This is a genomic window from Cupriavidus sp. WS, assembly GCF_000395345.1.
GTDB classification, from domain to species: Bacteria; Pseudomonadota; Gammaproteobacteria; order Burkholderiales; family Burkholderiaceae; genus Cupriavidus; species Cupriavidus basilensis_B.
This window is the reverse complement of the sequence record NZ_AQPL01000465.1, coordinates 1-17,405: the sequence shown is the minus strand read 5'-3', so window position 1 is coordinate 17,405 and position 17,405 is coordinate 1. Positions and strand designations below refer to the sequence as shown.

The 17,405-nt window shown below is 69.8% G+C and carries 13 protein-coding genes; 6 read left to right on the top strand and 7 right to left on the bottom strand.

Annotated elements, in window-relative coordinates; all coding sequences use genetic code 11:
* The 4 genes from K206_RS39840 to K206_RS0131380 all read right to left on the bottom strand — a co-directional run.
* Nucleotides 1-501 (bottom strand): ChaN family lipoprotein (locus K206_RS39840; RefSeq protein WP_196812944.1); only part of this gene is annotated, 501 nt, incomplete at its 3' end.
* A gap of 184 nt (nucleotides 502-685) precedes the next feature.
* Nucleotides 686-3,895 carry an efflux RND transporter permease subunit gene (locus K206_RS0131390; RefSeq protein ID WP_029044295.1) on the bottom strand — a complete coding sequence of 1,070 codons (3,210 nt, stop codon included), beginning with the start codon at nucleotides 3,893-3,895 and terminating at the stop codon, nucleotides 686-688.
* A 19-nt stretch (nucleotides 3,896-3,914) separates the two neighbouring features.
* The gene (locus K206_RS0131385) at nucleotides 3,915-5,147 is read right to left on the bottom strand and encodes an efflux RND transporter periplasmic adaptor subunit (RefSeq protein ID WP_020206279.1); all 1,233 of its coding nucleotides are present in this window, start codon (nucleotides 5,145-5,147) and stop codon (nucleotides 3,915-3,917) included.
* Nucleotides 5,148-5,491: 344 nt separating this feature from the next.
* Nucleotides 5,492-6,655, bottom strand: a complete 1,164-nt coding sequence (locus tag K206_RS0131380) for an MFS transporter (protein ID WP_020206278.1) — start codon at nucleotides 6,653-6,655, stop codon at nucleotides 5,492-5,494.
* A gap of 295 nt (nucleotides 6,656-6,950) precedes the next feature.
* Here K206_RS0131380 and K206_RS0131375 point away from each other — a divergent pair, with 295 nt between their 5' ends.
* Nucleotides 6,951-7,253: a helix-turn-helix domain-containing protein gene (locus K206_RS0131375; RefSeq protein ID WP_020206277.1), complete on the top strand. Its 303-nt coding sequence runs from the start codon at nucleotides 6,951-6,953 to the stop codon at nucleotides 7,251-7,253.
* 3 nt (nucleotides 7,254-7,256) lie between these two features.
* Nucleotides 7,257-8,489, top strand: coding sequence for a type II toxin-antitoxin system HipA family toxin (locus K206_RS0131370; RefSeq protein WP_020206276.1), 1,233 nt, complete (start codon nucleotides 7,257-7,259; stop codon nucleotides 8,487-8,489).
* Nucleotides 8,490-8,580: 91 nt separating this feature from the next.
* Here K206_RS0131370 and K206_RS0131365 read toward each other — a convergent pair whose 3' ends face one another.
* A complete protein-coding gene (locus tag K206_RS0131365; protein ID WP_020206275.1) occupies nucleotides 8,581-9,594 on the bottom strand; it encodes a D-2-hydroxyacid dehydrogenase family protein in 1,014 nt (337 codons plus the stop codon).
* A 656-nt stretch (nucleotides 9,595-10,250) separates the two neighbouring features.
* Here K206_RS0131365 and K206_RS0131360 point away from each other — a divergent pair.
* Complete coding sequence (locus K206_RS0131360; RefSeq protein ID WP_020206274.1) at nucleotides 10,251-12,107, top strand: phosphoenolpyruvate carboxykinase (GTP); 1,857 nt, start codon at nucleotides 10,251-10,253, stop codon at nucleotides 12,105-12,107.
* A 48-nt stretch (nucleotides 12,108-12,155) separates the two neighbouring features.
* On the opposite strand, the gene K206_RS0131355 is transcribed toward K206_RS0131360, so the two are convergent.
* Together K206_RS0131355 and K206_RS0131350 are read right to left on the bottom strand one after the other, a co-directional pair.
* Nucleotides 12,156-12,818, bottom strand: coding sequence for a response regulator transcription factor (locus tag K206_RS0131355; protein ID WP_020206273.1), 663 nt, complete (start codon nucleotides 12,816-12,818; stop codon nucleotides 12,156-12,158).
* On the bottom strand, nucleotides 12,815-14,215 hold the full coding sequence (locus K206_RS0131350) for a cache domain-containing protein (protein WP_020206272.1): 1,401 nt from the start codon (nucleotides 14,213-14,215) through the stop codon (nucleotides 12,815-12,817). Before K206_RS0131350 ends, K206_RS0131355 begins: the two co-directional genes overlap by 4 nt.
* A 454-nt stretch (nucleotides 14,216-14,669) precedes the next feature.
* On the opposite strand from K206_RS0131350, the gene K206_RS0131345 reads away from it, so the two are divergent.
* From K206_RS0131345 to K206_RS0131330, 3 genes are all read left to right on the top strand, one after another.
* Nucleotides 14,670-16,742 carry a carbon starvation CstA family protein gene (locus K206_RS0131345; protein ID WP_020206271.1) on the top strand — a complete coding sequence of 691 codons (2,073 nt, stop codon included), beginning with the start codon at nucleotides 14,670-14,672 and terminating at the stop codon, nucleotides 16,740-16,742.
* 40 nt (nucleotides 16,743-16,782) lie between these two features.
* Nucleotides 16,783-16,977, top strand: a complete 195-nt coding sequence (locus tag K206_RS0131340) for a YbdD/YjiX family protein (RefSeq protein WP_020206270.1) — start codon at nucleotides 16,783-16,785, stop codon at nucleotides 16,975-16,977.
* Nucleotides 16,978-17,184: 207 nt separating this feature from the next.
* The coding region (locus K206_RS0131330; protein ID WP_020206268.1) for a glycine zipper domain-containing protein at nucleotides 17,185-17,405 on the top strand (221 nt) is incomplete at its 3' end.

The following is a 17,405-nucleotide window of genomic DNA, read 5'->3' as shown; positions in this document are numbered from 1 at the left end:
CGGCTCGAACACGCCGTCGAGCCCGCCGCGCACGATCCTGCCGGCATCGGCGCGCGACAGGTTGGCCGCCACCAGCGGCAGGTCGTATTGCAGCGCGAGCGCCACCACCGGCGTGTACAGCTCCCATTGCCAGCCCTTGCCGCCGGCCTGCGCGACCACGTAGGCGGCGTCGCCGGGGCGCTCGCGGCGGGCGCGGTCGATGTCGGGCTGGCGCTCGCGGTCGAACTGCTCCATCGCGATGGCGGGCCGCCAGCCGGCGGCGAGCGCGCTCGACAGCGCCAGCAGGCGGCGCTTCTGGCCGTCGGCGTTGTCGTGCACTTCACCGAGCAGCACGTAGGTCTTGCCGGTGAACTGGTGCGCGACGTCGCCCGCCACGGTGGCCGGCGGCGTGCCCGCGCAGCCCGCCAGCGCGGCGAGGAAGGCAGCGAGGAGGGCGGCGGCGAGCGCCAGTCCGGCGCGGCGGCCGGCAGGCCGGCAAGCAAGGCGGTGACGTGTCTGCATGGCGGGGAAGTCCGGATTTTTCATGTGGTGGCTGGCGCGCATGGCGACCATTATTGCCCAGTTGCGGGCGGCGCGCTGCGCACCTCGCCCCGCGCGCGCCGGCCGGCGCAAACGAAAAGGGCGGCGCCGGCTGACCCGGCACCGCCCCTGTCTTCTCCCGGCTCGCGCCGTGGCGTCGGCCCGCTCAGTGGCTGGCGCCGGCCGCCTCCCCGCCGACCAGTTCCGGCAGGCGGTTGCCTTCCGAGTCGATCTGCAGCGGCCCGGTGCCCGAGAAGCGGTCCAGCGCGAGGTAGATCACCGGCGTGATGAACAGCGTGATGACCTGCGAGAACAGCAGCCCGCCCACCACCGCCAGGCCCAGCGGCTGGCGCAGCTCGGCGCCGGCGCCCAGGCCCAGCGCCAGCGGCAGCGCGCCGGCCACGGCGGCGAAGGTGGTCATCATGATCGGGCGGAAGCGCAGCAGGCAGGCCTGCCGGATCGCGCGCGCGGGCGCCATGCCCTGCTCGCGCTGCGCCGCCAGCGCGAAGTCGATCATCATGATGGCGTTCTTCTTGACGATGCCGATCAGCATCAGCACGCCGATGGTGGCGATCAGCGACAGCTCCACGTTGAAGATGAACAGCGTGAGCAGCGCGCCCACCGCCGCCGACGGCAGGCCGGCCAGGATGGTGAGCGGGTGGATGTAGCTTTCGTACAGCACGCCCAGCAGCGTGTAGATCACCGCGATGGCGGCCACCAGCAGCAGCACCTGGGTGGCCTGCGAGGACTGGAACACCGCGGCGTCGCCGCCCCAGCTCGTGAAGATCGAGGTCGGCATGTCGATCTCCTGCCGGTAGGTGTCGATCTTGGACGAGGCCGCGCCCAGCGCCGCGCCCGGCGCGAGGTTGAACGACACCGTCACCGAGGGCAGCTGGCCCTGGTGGTTCACGGCGATCGGGCCGACCCGGCGCTCGGTGGTGGAGAAGGCCGAGACCGGCACCATCTGCCCAGTCTTGCTGCGCACGTAGAGCTTGGAGAACGCGGTCTCGTCGGCGCGGTCGATGTCGGCCGCGGTGAGGATCACGTAGTAGTTGTCGATCGGCGTGTAGATGGTCGAGACCTGGCGCTCGCCGAACGCGGAGTACAGCGCCTGGCGCACGTCCTGGATCTGCACGCCGAGCGCGTTGGCCTTGTCGCGGTCGATGGAGAGCTGCGCTTCCAGGCCGGATTGCTGCGAGTCGCTGGTGACGTCGCGGAACACGGGGTCGGCGCGCATCCTGGCCATCAGCTTGTCCGAGTATTCCTGCAACTGGCCGGCCTTCACGCTTTGCAGCGTGTACTGGTAGCGGCTCTTGCTCTGGCGCCCGCCCAGGCGCAGGTTCTGCACCGGCGAGAAATAGACCGCCAGCCCGGGAATGCCGGACACGTCGTGGCGCAGCGACTCGACCACTTTGGACATGCGCGGGCGCTGGCCGTGCGGCTGGAGCTCGACGAACATGCGGCCGGTGTTGATGGCCGGCGAGTTGCCGCCGCCGATCGTCACCACCACGCTGCGCACCGCGGGGTTCTTGCGCATGCGCTCGGCGGCGTCGCGCAGGCGCTCGGCCATCGCGTCGAACGAGATGTCCTGCGGGCCTTCGGCGTTGACCTGGATCTGGCCGATGTCTTCCTCGGGGAAGAAGCCCTTGGGAATGGTCGCGAACAGCACCGCGGTCAGCACGAAGGTCAGGCCGGCCACCGCCAGCACCGACTTGCGGTGCGCCAGGCACCAGTCCAGCCCGCGCGCGTAGCGGTGCAGCGTGAACTCGAACAGGTCCTCGAACCACTGCGTGGAGCGCAGGCCGATGGTCTGCTTCTGCGCCGCGGCGGGCGCGTGCGCCGCCTGCCCGGCGTGGTCGCCGTAGGTGTGCTGCGACTCGTCGATGGGCACGTTCTCGGCCGAGAGGAAGCGCGCGCACAGCATCGGGATCAGCGTGAGCGACACCAGCGCCGAGACCAGGATCGACAGCGACACCACCGCGGCGAACTCGTGGAACAGCAGGCCGATCACGCCCGGCATGAAGAAGATCGGGATGAACACCGCGATCAGCGAGATCGAGATCGACAGGATGGTGAAGCCCATCTCGCGCGAGCCGATCAGCGCGGCGCGCAGCGGCGGCACGCCTTCCTCGATGTGGCGCACGATGTTTTCCAGCATCACGATGGCGTCGTCCACCACCAGGCCCACAGCGAGCGTGATGGCCAGCAGCGAGACGTTGTCCAGGCTGTAGCCGAACACCTTCATCAGCGCCACCGTGCCGATCAGCGAGATCGGCAGCGACACGGTGGGAATCAGCGTGGCGGCGGCGCGGCGCAGGAACAGGAAGATCACCATCACCACCAGCGCCACGGTCAGCGCCAGCGTGAACTGCACGTCGTGGATCGACTCGCGGACCGACACCGAGCGGTCGTTGACCACGCTGACGCTGACCGAGGCCGGCATCTGCTGGATCAGGCGCGGCAGCGTGGCCTTGATAGCGTCCACCACCGCCACCGTGTTGGCGTCCGGCTGGCGCAGCACGGCCAGCACGATGGAGCGCTCGTTGTTGAGCCAGCTGCCGGTCTTGATGGTCTCGACGCTGTCCTCGACCTCGGCCACGTCGGACAGCCGCACCAGCGCGCCGCTGGGCTGGCTGGCCACGATGATGTTGCGGAAGGCGTCGGCGCTGGCGAGCTGGCGGTTGGCCTGGATGGTGAGCGTCTGGCGCGCGCCGTCGAGCGTGCCGACCGGGGTGTTGGCGTTGGCGCGGTTCAGCGCGGTGGCCAGCTCGTCGAGCGTGAGGCCGCGCGCGGAGAGCGCGTCCGGGTGGGCGCGCACGCGCACCGCGAAGCGCTTCTGGCCGTTGACCTGCACCTGCGCCACGCCGGGCAGCGTGGCCAGCGTGGGCGAGATCAGGTTGTCGCCGAACGCATTGAGCTCGGCCAGGCTCAGCGCCGGCGAGTTGATCGCCAGCAGCAGCACCGGCGCGTCGGCCGGGTTGACCTTGCGGTACGACGGCGGCACCGTCATCTCGATCGGCAGCGAGCGCTGCGCGCGGAACAGCGCGGCCTGCACGTCCACGGCGGCGGCGTCGATGTCGCGGTCGTTGTTGAACTCGATGGTGATGCTGGAGTTGCCGAGCGTGTTCGACGAGCTGATCACCGACACGCCGGGAATGGTGGCGAACTGCTTTTCCAGCTGGATCGCCACCGAGGCCGCCATGGTCTCGGGACTGGCCCCGGGCAGCGTGGCGGTGACCTGGATCACCGGCGAGTTGAACGACGGCAGCGCGGCGATCGGGATGGTGGGGTAGAGCGCGATGCCGGTGACGATCACCGCAAGGCACAGCAGCACCGTCATCACCGGACGGCGGATACAGAGCTCGGACAGGTTCATGGCTTGGGGGCTCTGGACTTCAAGGCTTGGCGTCGGCGGCCGGGGCGCTGGCGGCGCCCCGGGCGGCCGGCGGGGCTTCGCGCACCAGGCTGCCCGCGCGCAGGTTCTGCGCGCCTTCCACCACCACGCGCGCGCCCGGCTGCACGCCGTCGATGACGGCGGCGCTGGCGGTCGAGATCTGCACCTTGACCGGCACCGGCTTGACGCGGTTGTCGGCCTGCACGACGTAGACGAAGCGGCCTTCCGGGCCGGTCACGACCGCCTGCGGCGGCACCGACAGCGCGCCCTTGAGGGTCTGCACCACGGCGTCCACGTTGGCGTAGGTGCCCGGCCACAGGCGCTGCTCCTCGTTGTCGAACTGCGCCTTGATGCGGATGCTGCCGTACTGCGGGTCGACCGAGTTGTCCACGAAGCTGATCTTGCCCGTCACCGGGGTCTTGCTGCCGTCGTTGGGCATGGCGGTGACGGCGACCGGGCCGGCGTGCAGCGCCTCGCGCAGCGCCGCGAGCTGGCGCTCGGGCAGCGTGAAGGTGACGGCGATGGGCTGGATCTGCGCGATCGTGACCAGCGGCAGCGCGCTGGTGGGCGTCACCAGCGAGCCGGGGAACATGTTGATCACGCCGGTGCGCCCGGCGATGGTGGCGCGGATGGCGCCGTAGCTGACCGCCACGCGGCTGGCCTCGATGGCGGCCTGGTCGGCGCGGATGGTGGCCTCGAAACCGTCGACCTTGGCCTGCGCCGTGTCCACCGCGCTCTTGGAGATGAAGTTGCGCTCGAGCAACTCCTGGCTGCGCGCCAGCGTGCGGCGCGCGTCGGCGAGGTCGGCCTGGTCGCGCAGCAGCTGGGCCTGCGACTTGGCGAGGTTGGCCTCGTCCATGCGCGTGTCCAGCGTGAACAGCAGATCGCCCGGCTTGACCGACTGGCCTTCCTTGATATGCACGGCGCGCACCGTGCTCGAGACCTGCGGGCGCACCTCCACGGTGGACAGCGCGCTGACCGTTCCGTTGGCGCTCACCTGCAGCGGCACGTCGCCCTGCTGGACCACGGCCGTGCTGACCACCACCGCGGCCGGCGCCTTGGCGGCGGGTTTCGGCGCCATCAAGATGCGCCAGCCATACCAGCCGCCGGCCACCAGCACGGCCAGGACCGCGAGCAGCAGCCACGGGGAGACCCGGCCCTTGCCGGTGCCCGTGGCCGGGCTCCACTTACCGTCGACAAAGCCCTTGGCCTGGTCGATGCCATTCGTTTTCATGTGAGGTCTCTCTTACAGTGCGCGCGTCACGCGCCGCTCCCCGACGACCCGGCTTCTTGGAACCGATGCCGCCTCGCGACAAAACCGCTACTAGTACAGGATCGGGACCGTCGGCGGCTAGCGACTTGGCATGCCGGATCATTACAACGTATTACAGCGCACCGCCGAGACCTGTTCGCTCCAGCTTATCCGTACTTGTATCGAAAGCCAAACATTAGCAGAAAAGCATGACATGGCGACACATTCCGGCAGCATGTTGTCGATGCCGGCCCATGCGCAGGCGGAAAAGCGGGCGGGACGGCAATCCGGGGGATACCACGGGGTATGTCCGGCTCAGGTCCGGCTCAGGCCTGCCGCGCGGCGCCCCAGCGGCAGCCCAGCGCCCGCGCGCGCTGCGACACGGCCAGCGCCAGCAGCATCAGCGCGGCGGCGCCCCAGTGCAGGGCGTCGGCGCCGGCGGTGGCGTAGATCGCCGCGCCGCCCATGGCGCCGAGCGCCTGGCCGAGGTAGATCGAGGAAGAATTGAGCGAGATCGAGGCCGAGGCCCGTTCCGGCGCCAGCGCCACCAGCCGCGCCTGCTGCGCGCTGTTGGTGGCGAAGCCGCCCACGCCCCACAGCATGAAGATCAGCACCAGCGCCACCGGCCCGATCGCGGCCAGCGGCCACAGCAGCATGGCCGCCAGCGAGGTCAGCATGGCCAGCTGGACGATGCGCGCGGGCGTGGCGCGGTCCATGCGCGCGGCGGCCAGCACGTTGCCGGCCACGCCGCAGGCGCCGTAGGCGAGGAACATCAGGCTCAGCGCGGCGCCGCTGATGCCGTGCACGTCGCGCAGCAGCGGCGCGATATACGTAAACAGCGTGAACATGCCGGCCGACTGGATCATGGTGGTGGCCACCACCAGCACCATCGGCGTGTGCCGCAGCACCGCGCCCCAGGCGGCGCGGCCGACCGGCGCCACGTACAGCCGCGGCGGCAGCACGCGCCACACCGCCAGCGCCGCGGCCAGCGCCATCACGCCCACCAGCGCCATGCTGAAGCGCCAGCCCGCCGTGCTGGCGATCCACGTGCCCAGCGGCACGCCGACCACGCTGGCCACGCTCCAGCCCAGGAACACGAAGCTGATGGCGCGCCCGCGCGTGTGCGCGTTGACCAGCAGCGGCAGCGTGGCGGCCGCCTGCGGCGTGTAGATGGCCGCGCCCACGGCGGTGGCGAAGCGGATCGCCATCAGGCTGGCGAAGCCCGGCGCCAGCGCCGCGGCCAGGTGCATGGCGGCGTACACCAGCAGCGCGCCGGCCAGCAGCACGCGGCGGTCGATGCGCGAGCCGAGCGTGGCGAACAGCGGCGCGCCCACGCAGGTGGCCAGCGCGAACACCGAGATCAGCTGCCCGGCCGTGGCCGCGCCCAGGCCGAAGTCGCCGGCGATGTGGTTGAGCATGCCGGTGACGATCATCGCGCCGGTGCCGATGACGAAATTGCCGAAGCACAGCGTCAGGAGCCTGGGATCCATTGCGGCCGGCGCCGCGAGGCGCCACGAGGGGACAGGGGAAGGGCGGACGGAAACGCGGCCCGCGCGTCACCCGGGCCGCGCGGTGCGGCGAGTGTAGCGGGTTTGCCCGGTTCGCGTTTCGGCGTGGCGGCCGGGGCACAAGCAGGGAAAACAAAAGGGGGAGGGAGGAGGGGAGAGAAAAAGCGCTGTTCGCGTTACGTACCGATGCGGCATCTTGCCGGGTGCCGGTTGATTTTCATATATCAGCCATTACAATGACAGTTATCAAATATTTTCTCGCATAACAGCCATATCAATGCTCTTTAAGCTGGCCACACCCCAGGAGGTCGCGGGCGAACTCGGGCAGCGCCTGCGGGCACGCCGCCTGTCCCTGAATCAGTCGCAGGCGGAGACGGCCGCGCGGGCCGGTGTCTCGCTTGGCGCCCTGCGCAATCTCGAGCGCACCGGGCTCGTCACCGTCGAGGTCCTGCTGCGCGTGGCCACCACGCTGGGGGTCGTCCAGCAGCTCGAGCCGGTGTTCGTCACGCGCCCGGCAAGCATCGAGCAGATGGAAGCCGCCAGCCACTCGCGCCGCCGCGCCGGCCGCAAGAAAGGATGAGGCATGAGGAAGCTGACCGTGATGTATGCCGGCTGGGGCGAACGCTTCCCGCTGGCGCGACTGGCCGACGACGGACGCGATCTGCTGTTTCAGTACACCCCGGAGGCACTGGCTCGCGGGCTCGAACTGTCGCCCTACAACCTGCCGCTCTCCCGCGACGCGTATCGCGATTTTCCGCAGCACCAGCAACGCCTGCCGGGTCTCGTGAGCGACGCGCTGCCGGACGGCTGGGGCCTGCTGGTGATGGACCGGCTCTTCCGCAGGAACGGCATCGATATTGCCACGGTCTCGCCGCTCGACCGGCTCGCCTTCATCGGAGAGGATGCAATGGGCGCGCTGGCATTCGAGCCGCCGTCGCCGCGCGAGCTTGAAAAACGCGACGTCGATCTGCTCGAGGTCGCCAACAGCGTGCGCGGCGTCCTGTCCGGCGACAGCGAGGGCATGCTGCGCGATCTCGCGCTGATGGGCGGCTCGCCGCAGGGCGCCCGCCCGAAGGTCCGCGTGAACCTCGACTGGACCAGCGGCGTCGCTTCGCGATCGGAGGACGGGCCGGGCACGCCGTGGCTCGTCAAGTTCCCCGGACAGAACGAGGACCCGGAGGTCTGCGCGATCGAACACGTCTATGCGGACATGGCCCGGCGGTCCGGCATCCCGATGCCGGCGACGCACTTCTTCGCCCTTGCCAAGGACCTGACCGCGTTCGGCATCGAACGCTTCGACCGCGAAGATGGAATGCGCGTCCCGGTGCATACGGTTTCCGGTCTGGCACATGCCGACTTCCGGCACCCGGCGCTCGACTACCTGTCCGTGCTCAGGCTCACGCGCCTGCTGACGGCCGACGAGCGCGAAGTCCTCGGCATGTACCGGCGCTGCGTGTTCAACGTGGTCTTTCACAACCGGGACGACCACGCGAAAAACCTGTCATTCCTGATGCGCCGCGATGGCAGGTGGCGTGTCGCGCCGGGATACGACCTCACGTTCAACGAGGGGCCGGGCGGCTACCACCAGATGGATGTCTGCGGCGAAGCACTGCGCATCGGGCGATCGCACCTGACCGACCTGGCGTCGAAGGCCGGTCTCAGGAAGAACGAAGCCGTGGCCGTCCTCGACCAGGTGTGCGAGGCCGCGGAACACTTCCCGCACGCCGCGCGGGACATGCCGATCAGGCCCTCGACCTGGAACCACATCGGCGCGAAGGTCGCGCACTCGCGCGGGCTGGTTGGCACGCAGGCATGAGCCCGCAAGCCTCGGCCGAGAGCTTGCCGGTACGCAACGCGAATGAAGCCGGGAAGAAAAACGGGGCGGCCACGCCGCCCCGCGGCACGCCTCAGCGCGACAGCGCGGGCGTGAGCGCCTTGGGATTGGCGATGCTGTCGTGCTGGCCGGCCAGCACGTCGAGGATGTTCTGGAAGGCGATGCGGAAATACAGCTCGTAGCTCTCGCGCTCCACGTAGCCCAGGTGCGGCGTGCAGATGCAGTTTTCCATGCGCAGCAGCGCGTGGCCCTGCAGGATCGGCTCGGACTCGAACACGTCGACCGCCGCCATGCCGGGACGGCCGCGGTTGAGCGCGGTCAGCAGGGCGTTTTCCTCGACCAGCTCGGCGCGGCTGGTATTGACGAACAGCGCGGTCGGCTTCATGCGGGTCAGGTCGGCCAGCTTGACCAGCCCGCGGGTCTCGTCGTTCAGGCGCAGGTGCAGCGACAGCACGTCGCTGTCGGCGAACAGTTGCTCCTGCGACCCGGCGACGGCCAGGCCGTCCTCGCGCGCGCTTTTCTGCGAGTTCTCGCGGCCCCACACCAGCACGTTCATGCCGAACGCGCGGCCGTAGCCGGCCAGCAGCTTGCCGATCTTGCCGTAGCCCCAGATGCCCAGGGTCTGCCCGCGCAGCACCTGGCCCAGGCCGAAGTTGGGCGGCATGGTGGTGGACTTGAGCCCGGACTGCTGCCAGGCGCCGTGCTTGAGGCTGGCCACGTACTGGGGAATGCGGCGCTGGGCCGCCATGATCAGCGCCCAGGTGAGCTCGGCCGGCGCCACCGGCGAGCCGGCGCCTTCGAGCACCGCCACGCCACGCTCGGTGCACGCCTCGATGTCGATGTGCCCGCCGGCGCGCCCGGTCTGGCTGATGATCTTGAGCTTGGGCAGCTTCTCCAGCAGCTGGCGGGTGATGCGCGAGCGCTCGCGGATCAGCACCACGGCCTCCACGTCCGACAGCCGCGCCGCGAGCTGGCCCACGCCCTTGACGGTGTTGTTGAACACCTTGACGTCATGCCCGTCGAGCAGGCTGAAGCAGGACAGCTTGCGAACCGCATCCTGGTAATCGTCGAGTACGGCAATCTTCATCGGCAACTCTATTTTGGCAATGGCTAAGGTGCGCGCGCCCACAGACCGGCGCGCGCATCCACGGTATGGTTTTAGCACCTGCGGCGCGCCGCCGCAGCCGCCCCGGCGTGCGGCGCAGCCACTTTGGCGAGCGGCAAATGTGCGCTGCCGGACAGTCCGGCGCCGCGCCGCGGCAAGGCGCCGGCATTGCTGCGGAGCAAAAAACAGCGGCGCGGTGCAATGGTATCCTTGCCGGCTCCGATGCAGTGTGCGGATTGCCGGTCGAGCCCTGCTCCCGCCTTCCGGACCGCGCCGGACAAAGCCTGCCGCGGGCAAAGCGCAACTGTAGCGCAGCCGCGGGGCCTGCCGCGATCTTTCGCGGCCTTTTCCGCGGCCCGGACGGCCGTGGAGTTGTAACGGGATGTGACGGGTGCCGGCGCGCCGCCGATGCCGGCAATGCCGCCGCGGCGCGGAACCCGCGCCCGGACGCGGCGGTCTGCCCTGCATGGGCTGCCGCCGGCCATGTGGCATGGAAGGCGCGAGGGACGCGGAAGACACAAAGGGCGCCGCAAAGAGCGCGAGGAGCGCGAAGGCGCGGAAAGCGCGAGAGACGCGGAAGGCGCGCAGGCGGGGCCCGGGCTTTGCAAAGAATTCTTTTTTGCCTTGGAGCAAGCTGTATGAACCACCCCACCATGCAGGGCACGCCCGCACTCAACGTCCCGGCCTGGATCCGGCACCAGAAGCTGATCGCCTGGGTCGCCGAGATCGCCGCGCTGACCAAACCCGACCACATCCACTGGTGCGACGGCTCGCAGGAGGAATACGACCGCCTGTGCGAGCAGATGGTCGCCGCCGGCACCATGAAGCGCCTGAACCCCGCCAGGCGCAAGAATTCCTTCCTGGCGCTGTCCGACCCGTCGGACGTGGCGCGCGTGGAGGACCGCACCTTCATCTGCTCGCAGAAGCAGGAAGACGCCGGCGCCACCAACAACTGGACCGCCCCGGCCGAGATGCGCCAGACGCTGGGCGGCCTGTTCGACGGCTGCATGCGCGGGCGCACGCTGTACGTGGTGCCGTTCTCGATGGGCCCGCTGGGCTCGCCGATCGCCCACATCGGCGTGGAGCTGTCCGATTCGCCCTACGTGGTCGCCAACATGCGCATCATGACCCGCATGGGCCGCGCGGTGTACGACGTGCTCGGCGCCGACGGCGCGTTCGTGCCGTGCGTGCACAGCGTGGGCAAGCCGCTGGCCGCCGGCGAGAAGGACGTGCCGTGGCCCTGCAACACCACCAAGTACATCGTCCATTTCCCGGAAACGCGCGAGATCTGGTCCTATGGCTCGGGCTACGGCGGCAACGCGCTGCTGGGCAAGAAGTGCTTCGCGCTGCGGATCGCCTCGACGATGGGCCGCGACGAAGGCTGGCTGGCCGAGCACATGCTGATCCTCGGCGTGACCTCGCCCGAGGGCAAGAAGTACCACGTCGCGGCGGCGTTCCCGTCGGCCTGCGGCAAGACCAACTTCGCCATGCTGATCCCGCCCAAGGGCTTCGAGGGCTGGAAGGTCACCACCATCGGCGACGACATCGCCTGGATCAAGCCGGGCCAGGACGGCCGCCTGTACGCCATCAACCCGGAAGCCGGCTACTTCGGCGTGGCCCCGGGCACGAGCGAGAAGACCAACTACAACGCGATGGCGACGCTCAAGGAAAACGTCATCTTCACCAACGTGGCGCTGACCGACGACGGCGACGTGTGGTGGGAAGGCATGAGCAAGGAAGCGCCGGCCCATCTGATCGACTGGCAGGGCAAGGACTGGACCCCGGAGATCGCCAGGGCCACCGGCGCCAAGGCGGCGCACCCGAACGCGCGCTTCACCGCGCCGGCCGTGCAGTGCCCGTCGATCGACGAGAACTGGGACAACCCCGCCGGCGTGGCCATCGACGCCTTCATCTTCGGCGGCCGCCGCTCGACCACGGTGCCGCTCGTGACCGAGGCGCGCAACTGGACCGAGGGCGTCTACATGGCCGCCACGATGGGCTCGGAAACCACCGCCGCGGCCGCCGGCCAGCAGGGCGTGGTGCGCCGCGACCCGTTCGCCATGCTGCCGTTCTGCGGCTACAACATGAGCGACTACTTCGGCCACTGGCTGGCGCTGGGCAAGAAGCTCGAGGCCGCCGGCGCCCGCCTGCCGAAGATCTACTGCGTGAACTGGTTCCGCAAGGACGCCGACGGCAACTTCGTGTGGCCGGGCTTCGGCGAGAACATGCGCGTGCTGTCGTGGATGATCGACCGCGTGGAAGGGCGCGGCCAGGGCGCCGAGCACGTGTTCGGCACCTCGCCGCGCTACGGCGACCTGAACTGGAACGGCCTCGCCTTCAGCGAGGCGCAGTTCGAGCAGGTCACGTCGATCGACCATGCCGCGTGGCAGCAGGAGCTGGCGCTGCATGACGCGCTGTTCACGCAACTGCGGCACCACCTGCCGCAGGCGCTGATCGAGGCCAAGGAGGCGCTGGCCAGGCGCCTCGCGGCCTGAGCGACGCAAACGGCAACATGAGCCGGCGGCCGGCACCGCGCCGGTCGTCTACGCCGGGTTGCCGCCGCCGGCGTCGAGCTGCTCCACCGCGTACTTGACCAGCTCGGCGCGGCCTTCGATGCCGAGCTTGCGGCGCAGGTTCAGGCGGTGCGTCTCGATGGTGCGCACCGACACGCCGAGCGCGGCGGCGATGTCCTTGTTGGCCTGCCCGCGGCCGATGCAGTTGAGGATGTCGCGCTCGCGCGGCGTGAGCGCGTCGAGCGGCCCGGCGGACGGCGACTCCTCGGCCATGCGGCGGGCGATGCGGGCGCTGTAGAAGACGCGCCCGGCCAGCACCGCGCCGATGGCCGCCATCAGCTCGTCGGCCGGCGCGTCCTTGAGCACGTAGCCGCGCGCGCCGGCGCGGATGGCCTGGCGCACGTATTCGAGGTTGTCGTGCATCGACACCATCAGCACGGCGATTTCCGGGTAGTCGTCGTGCAGCGCGGCGGCCAGCGCGATGCCGCCCATGCCGCGCATGCCGATGTCGGTGATGACCAGCTCGGGCATCTGCTCGGGTCCGGCCTGCGCCAGCCAGGCCAGCGCGGCCTCGCCGTCGTCGGCCTCGCCGACCACGGTCAGCTCGGGCTGCAGGCCGAGCCGCATGCGCATGCCATCGCGCACCAGCGCGTGATCGTCGATCAGCAGGATGCGGGCGGGGGCTTGGCTCATGATGCGGTCTTTCCTGGTACGTCCCGGGGTGGCGGGGCCGAGCGTACCACCGGCACGGCGGCGCGCAAACGGGTGGCGCCCGCGCGGGACTCGATCTCGAACTCCCCGCCCAGCGCGGCCACGCGCTCGCCGAGGTTGCGCAGGCCGATGCCGCGCTTGGGGTCGTGCTGCATGCGCGCCACGTCGAAGCCGGCGCCGTCGTCCTGCACCGTGAGGCGAGTGGCGTCGGCGTCGAAGTCCAGCGCCAGCGCCACGTGGCGCGCGTGCGCATGGCGCTCCACATTGGTCAGCGCCTCCTGGGCGATGCGGAACAGCGCGGTGGCCTGCTCGTCGGGCAGCTCGCGCGGCTTACCGGTGCGCGTGACGGCGATGCGCAGGCCGCTGCCGTCCTGCATCTCGCGCGCGAGGTGCTCCAGCGCGGCATAGAGGCCGAGGTCGTCGAGCAGGGCCGGGCGCAGGTTGCGCGCCACGCGCCGCACTTCGTTGAACACGGTGTCCAGGCGCCCGAGCGCCGTGCCGAGCACGGGCGCCACGGTGGCGCCGTCGCCGGGCGCCAGGCGCAGGCGGTTGGCGGCGGTTTCCAGCAGCAGCTTGACCGACACCAGCAGCTGGCTGATGCCGTCGTGCAGCTCGCGCGACAGCCGCGCGCGCTCGTCTTCCTGCGACTGCACCACGCGCTGCGCGAGCTGGCGCAGCTTGGCGTCGGCCTCGCGGTGCTCGCTCACGTTGAGGGCCAGCCCGCTGGCGGCCACCAGCAGGATGCTGATGCCGGCGATCACGCCGATCCACGCCATCGTCTCGCGGATGTCGGTCTCGGCGCGCGCGTCGAGCTGGCGCAGCGTGCGCTCGACGTCATCCAGGTAGATGCCGGTGCCGAGCATCCAGTTCCACTGCGGCACCCCGACCACGTAGCCGAGCTTGGGCGCCATCTGCTGCGAGGACGGCTTCTTCCACATGTAGCGCACCGAGCCGCCGCCGGCGCGCGCGGCGGCGATCAGCTGCTGGATGGTGGGCTCGCCCTTGGGATCGCGCAGGCTCCACAGGTCCTGCCCGACCAGCTCGGGCTGGCGCGGGTGCATCAGGTTGCGGCCCTGCATGTCGTAGAGGAAGAAATAGCCGTCGGGGCCGTAGTCCAGGCGCGCCAGCGCCTGCATGGCGGCGTCGCGCGTGGCGGCGTCGTTGCGGCCCGAGCGCACCATCGGCGCGATCGCGCTCTGCGCCAGCTCGACGTAGTGGCGCAGCTCGGTTTCCTTGCTCTGCAGGTAGGCGGCCTCGACCAGCGCGCGCTCGTGGCGGGCCAGCTCGGTGGCCTGGTAGCGCACCGCCAGCGCGATGCCGAACATGGCGACGGCCAGCGGCGCGACGGCCAGCAGGAGGATCTTCTGACGGAGTTTCATCGGTGCCGGGGCAATGCTTGGGAGGTGCCTGGACGGCCTCGCGGCCATGTACCGGGGTAAACACGGATGCCGCGCAAGCGGCATCCGGCCGTGGATCTGCGTAGTACCACGCAGCCCCGCTGCGTAGTTCCGCGCTTGTGCCGCCAGTAACGGGTGTCAATACTACACGCCGGACGCGCGACGGCTGCCCCCAGCCCCCACGCATGCGTCCTGCGCAGCGGGTGCGGCGGGCGATCGGAGGATCTGCCGGCGGCATCGCCCGCCTGCGACGACCAGATCCGGAGCTTGCGAGACTTGCCGGGCGCCGACGAAAAACCTGGCAGGAGACAACCGCGCCATCCATCGTCAGCCCGCCGTCCCCGGCGTGCCGTCCACCCGGACGCCTCAGCCGCGCCATGCATGCCGGGCCTGCCGCCGCCGGCATTCCTACAAATGGTCTGAGGAGACCCTCATCATGAATCGCATCGGGCAACACCTGGTGTGGCTGGCCGTCGCCGTGCTCGGCGCCTTCGCCTTCGCCACCGTTGCACTGTCTCGCGGCGAAGCCGTCAGTGCCCTGTGGATCGTGGTCGCCGCGATCTGCATCTACCTGATCGCCTACCGCTACTACAGCAAGTTCATCGCCGACAAGGTCATGCAGCTCGACCCGCGGCGCATGACGCCGGCCTGGCGCCACAACGACGGCCTGGACTACGTGCCGACCAACAAGGCGGTGCTGTTCGGCCACCATTTCGCCGCCATCGCCGGCGCCGGCCCGCTGGTCGGCCCGGTGCTGGCCGCGCAGATGGGCTACATGCCCGGCATGCTGTGGATCCTGGCCGGCGTGGTGTTCGCCGGCGCGGTGCAGGACTTCATGGTGCTGTTCATCTCCACGCGCCGCGACGGCCGCTCGCTGGGCGACCTGATCAAGTCCGAGATGGGCACGGTGCCCGGCATGATCGCGCTGTTCGGCTGCTTCATGATCATGATCATCATCCTGGCGGTGCTGGCGCTGATCGTGGTGAAGGCGCTGGCGGGCTCGCCGTGGGGCACCTTCACCGTGGGCGTGACGATTCCCATCGCCGTCTTCATGGGCCTGTACACGCGCTACATCCGCCCGGGCCGCATCGGCGAGGTGTCGGTGATCGGCTTCGTGCTGCTGATGCTGGCCATCATCGGCGGCCAGTACGTGCATGAAAGCGCCGTGCTGGCGCCGCTGTTCACCTACGACGGCAAGGCGCTGACGTGGATGCTGATCGTCTACGGCTTCATCGCCGCGGTGCTGCCGGTGTGGCTGCTGCTGGCGCCGCGCGACTACCTCTCGACCTTCCTCAAGATCGGCACCATCATCGCGCTGGCCATCGGCATCCTGATCGTGGCGCCGGAGTTGAAGATGCCGGCGTTCACGCAGTTCGCGCAGGGCGGCGGGCCGGTGTGGTCGGGCAACCTGTTCCCGTTCCTGTTCATCACCATCGCCTGCGGCTCGGTGTCGGGCTTCCACGCGCTGATCTCCTCGGGCACCACGCCCAAGCTGCTGGAGAACGAGTCGCACATGCGCTTCATCGGCTACGGCGCGATGCTGGCCGAGTCCTTCGTCGCCATCATGGCGCTGGTGGCCGCCTCGGTGATCGAGCCGGGCGTGTACTTCGCCATGAACAGCCCGGCGGCCGTGATCGGCACCTCGCCGGAAGCGGTGGCGTCGGTGGTGTCGAGCTGGGGCTTCGTCATCACGCCGGACGTGCTGATCCAGACCGCCAAGGACGTCGGCGAGAACTCCATCATCTCGCGCGCCGGCGGCGCGCCCACGCTGGCCGTGGGCATCGCCCACATCCTGCACCAGGTGGTGGGCGGCCAGGCCATGATGGCCTTCTGGTATCACTTCGCCATCCTGTTCGAGGCGCTGTTCATCCTGACCGCGGTCGACGCCGGCACGCGCGCCGGGCGCTTCATGCTGCAGGACCTGCTGGGCAGCTTCGTGCCGGCCTTCCGCCGCACCGACTCGCTGCCGGCCAACCTGATCGCCACCGCGCTGTGCGTGGCGGCGTGGGGCTACTTCCTGTACCAGGGCGTGGTCGATCCGCTCGGCGGCATCAACACGCTGTGGCCGCTGTTCGGCATCTCCAACCAGATGCTGGCCGCGGTGGCGCTGGTGCTGGGCACCTGCGTGCTGGTCAAGATGAAGCGCGGCCAGTACGCCTGGGTCACGCTGGTGCCGACCGTGTGGCTGCTGATCTGCACGCTGACCGCCGGCTGGCAGAAGCTGTTCGACGCCGATCCCAAGGTCAGCTTCCTGACCCACGCCGGCAAGTTCAGCGACGCCATCGCCGCGGGCAAGGTGCTGGCGCCGGCCAAGTCGATGGAGCAGATGCACCGCATCGTGTTCAACGACTACCTCGACGCCGGGCTGTGCGCGCTGTTCATGTTCGTGGTGCTGTCGATCGTGTTCTACGGCTTCAAGACCGCGCTGGCCGCGCGCGCCGCGAGCCGCCCGACCGACCGCGAGACGCCGTTCGAGCCGCTGCCGGCTTCCGCCTCGGCGCAGCACTGAGTACGCCGGCACCGCCCGCGCACCGCAAAGGAGAATCGCCATGCTCGAACAACTCGGCACCGTGGGCCGCTACCTGGGCCAGTCGCTGCGCCTGATGGTGGGGCTGCCGGACTACCAGACCTATGTGGCGCACATGGAAAGCATCCACCCGGACCGCGCGCCCATGAGCTACGAGGAATTCTTCCGCGAGCGCCAGGAAGCGCGCTACGGCGGGGGGCAGGGCAAGTGCTGCTGAAGCGCCGCATCGTGCCCGCCGGGGCGGGCGGTGCGGGCCGGTCGAAGTGATGCCTGAGGAGGGCCGCCGCGAGGCGGCCCTTCTGCCTTTCTGCAGCGGTTACAGGGCCTTACACGTGGTTACAGCAAGCGCGGGGCGACCTCTCTACACTTGCGGCAAAGCAGACCGGAACCGGTCAAGAAAACGATCAACTCAAGGAAGAAGAACATGTCTCGGCACACCGTTCGTCATTTCACCCTGGCCATCGCCCTGGCGGCATCCGCGCTGCCGGTATTCGCGGGCGATATGAACAATGCCCTCGGCGGCGCGCTCGGCGGCGTGGCCGGCGCGGCCGTGGGCGGCGCGGTCGGCGGCTCGACCGGCGCGGTGATCGGCGGCGCGGTCGGCGGCGGCGCCGGCGGCGCGGTCACCTCCAACCGCCGCGAGCG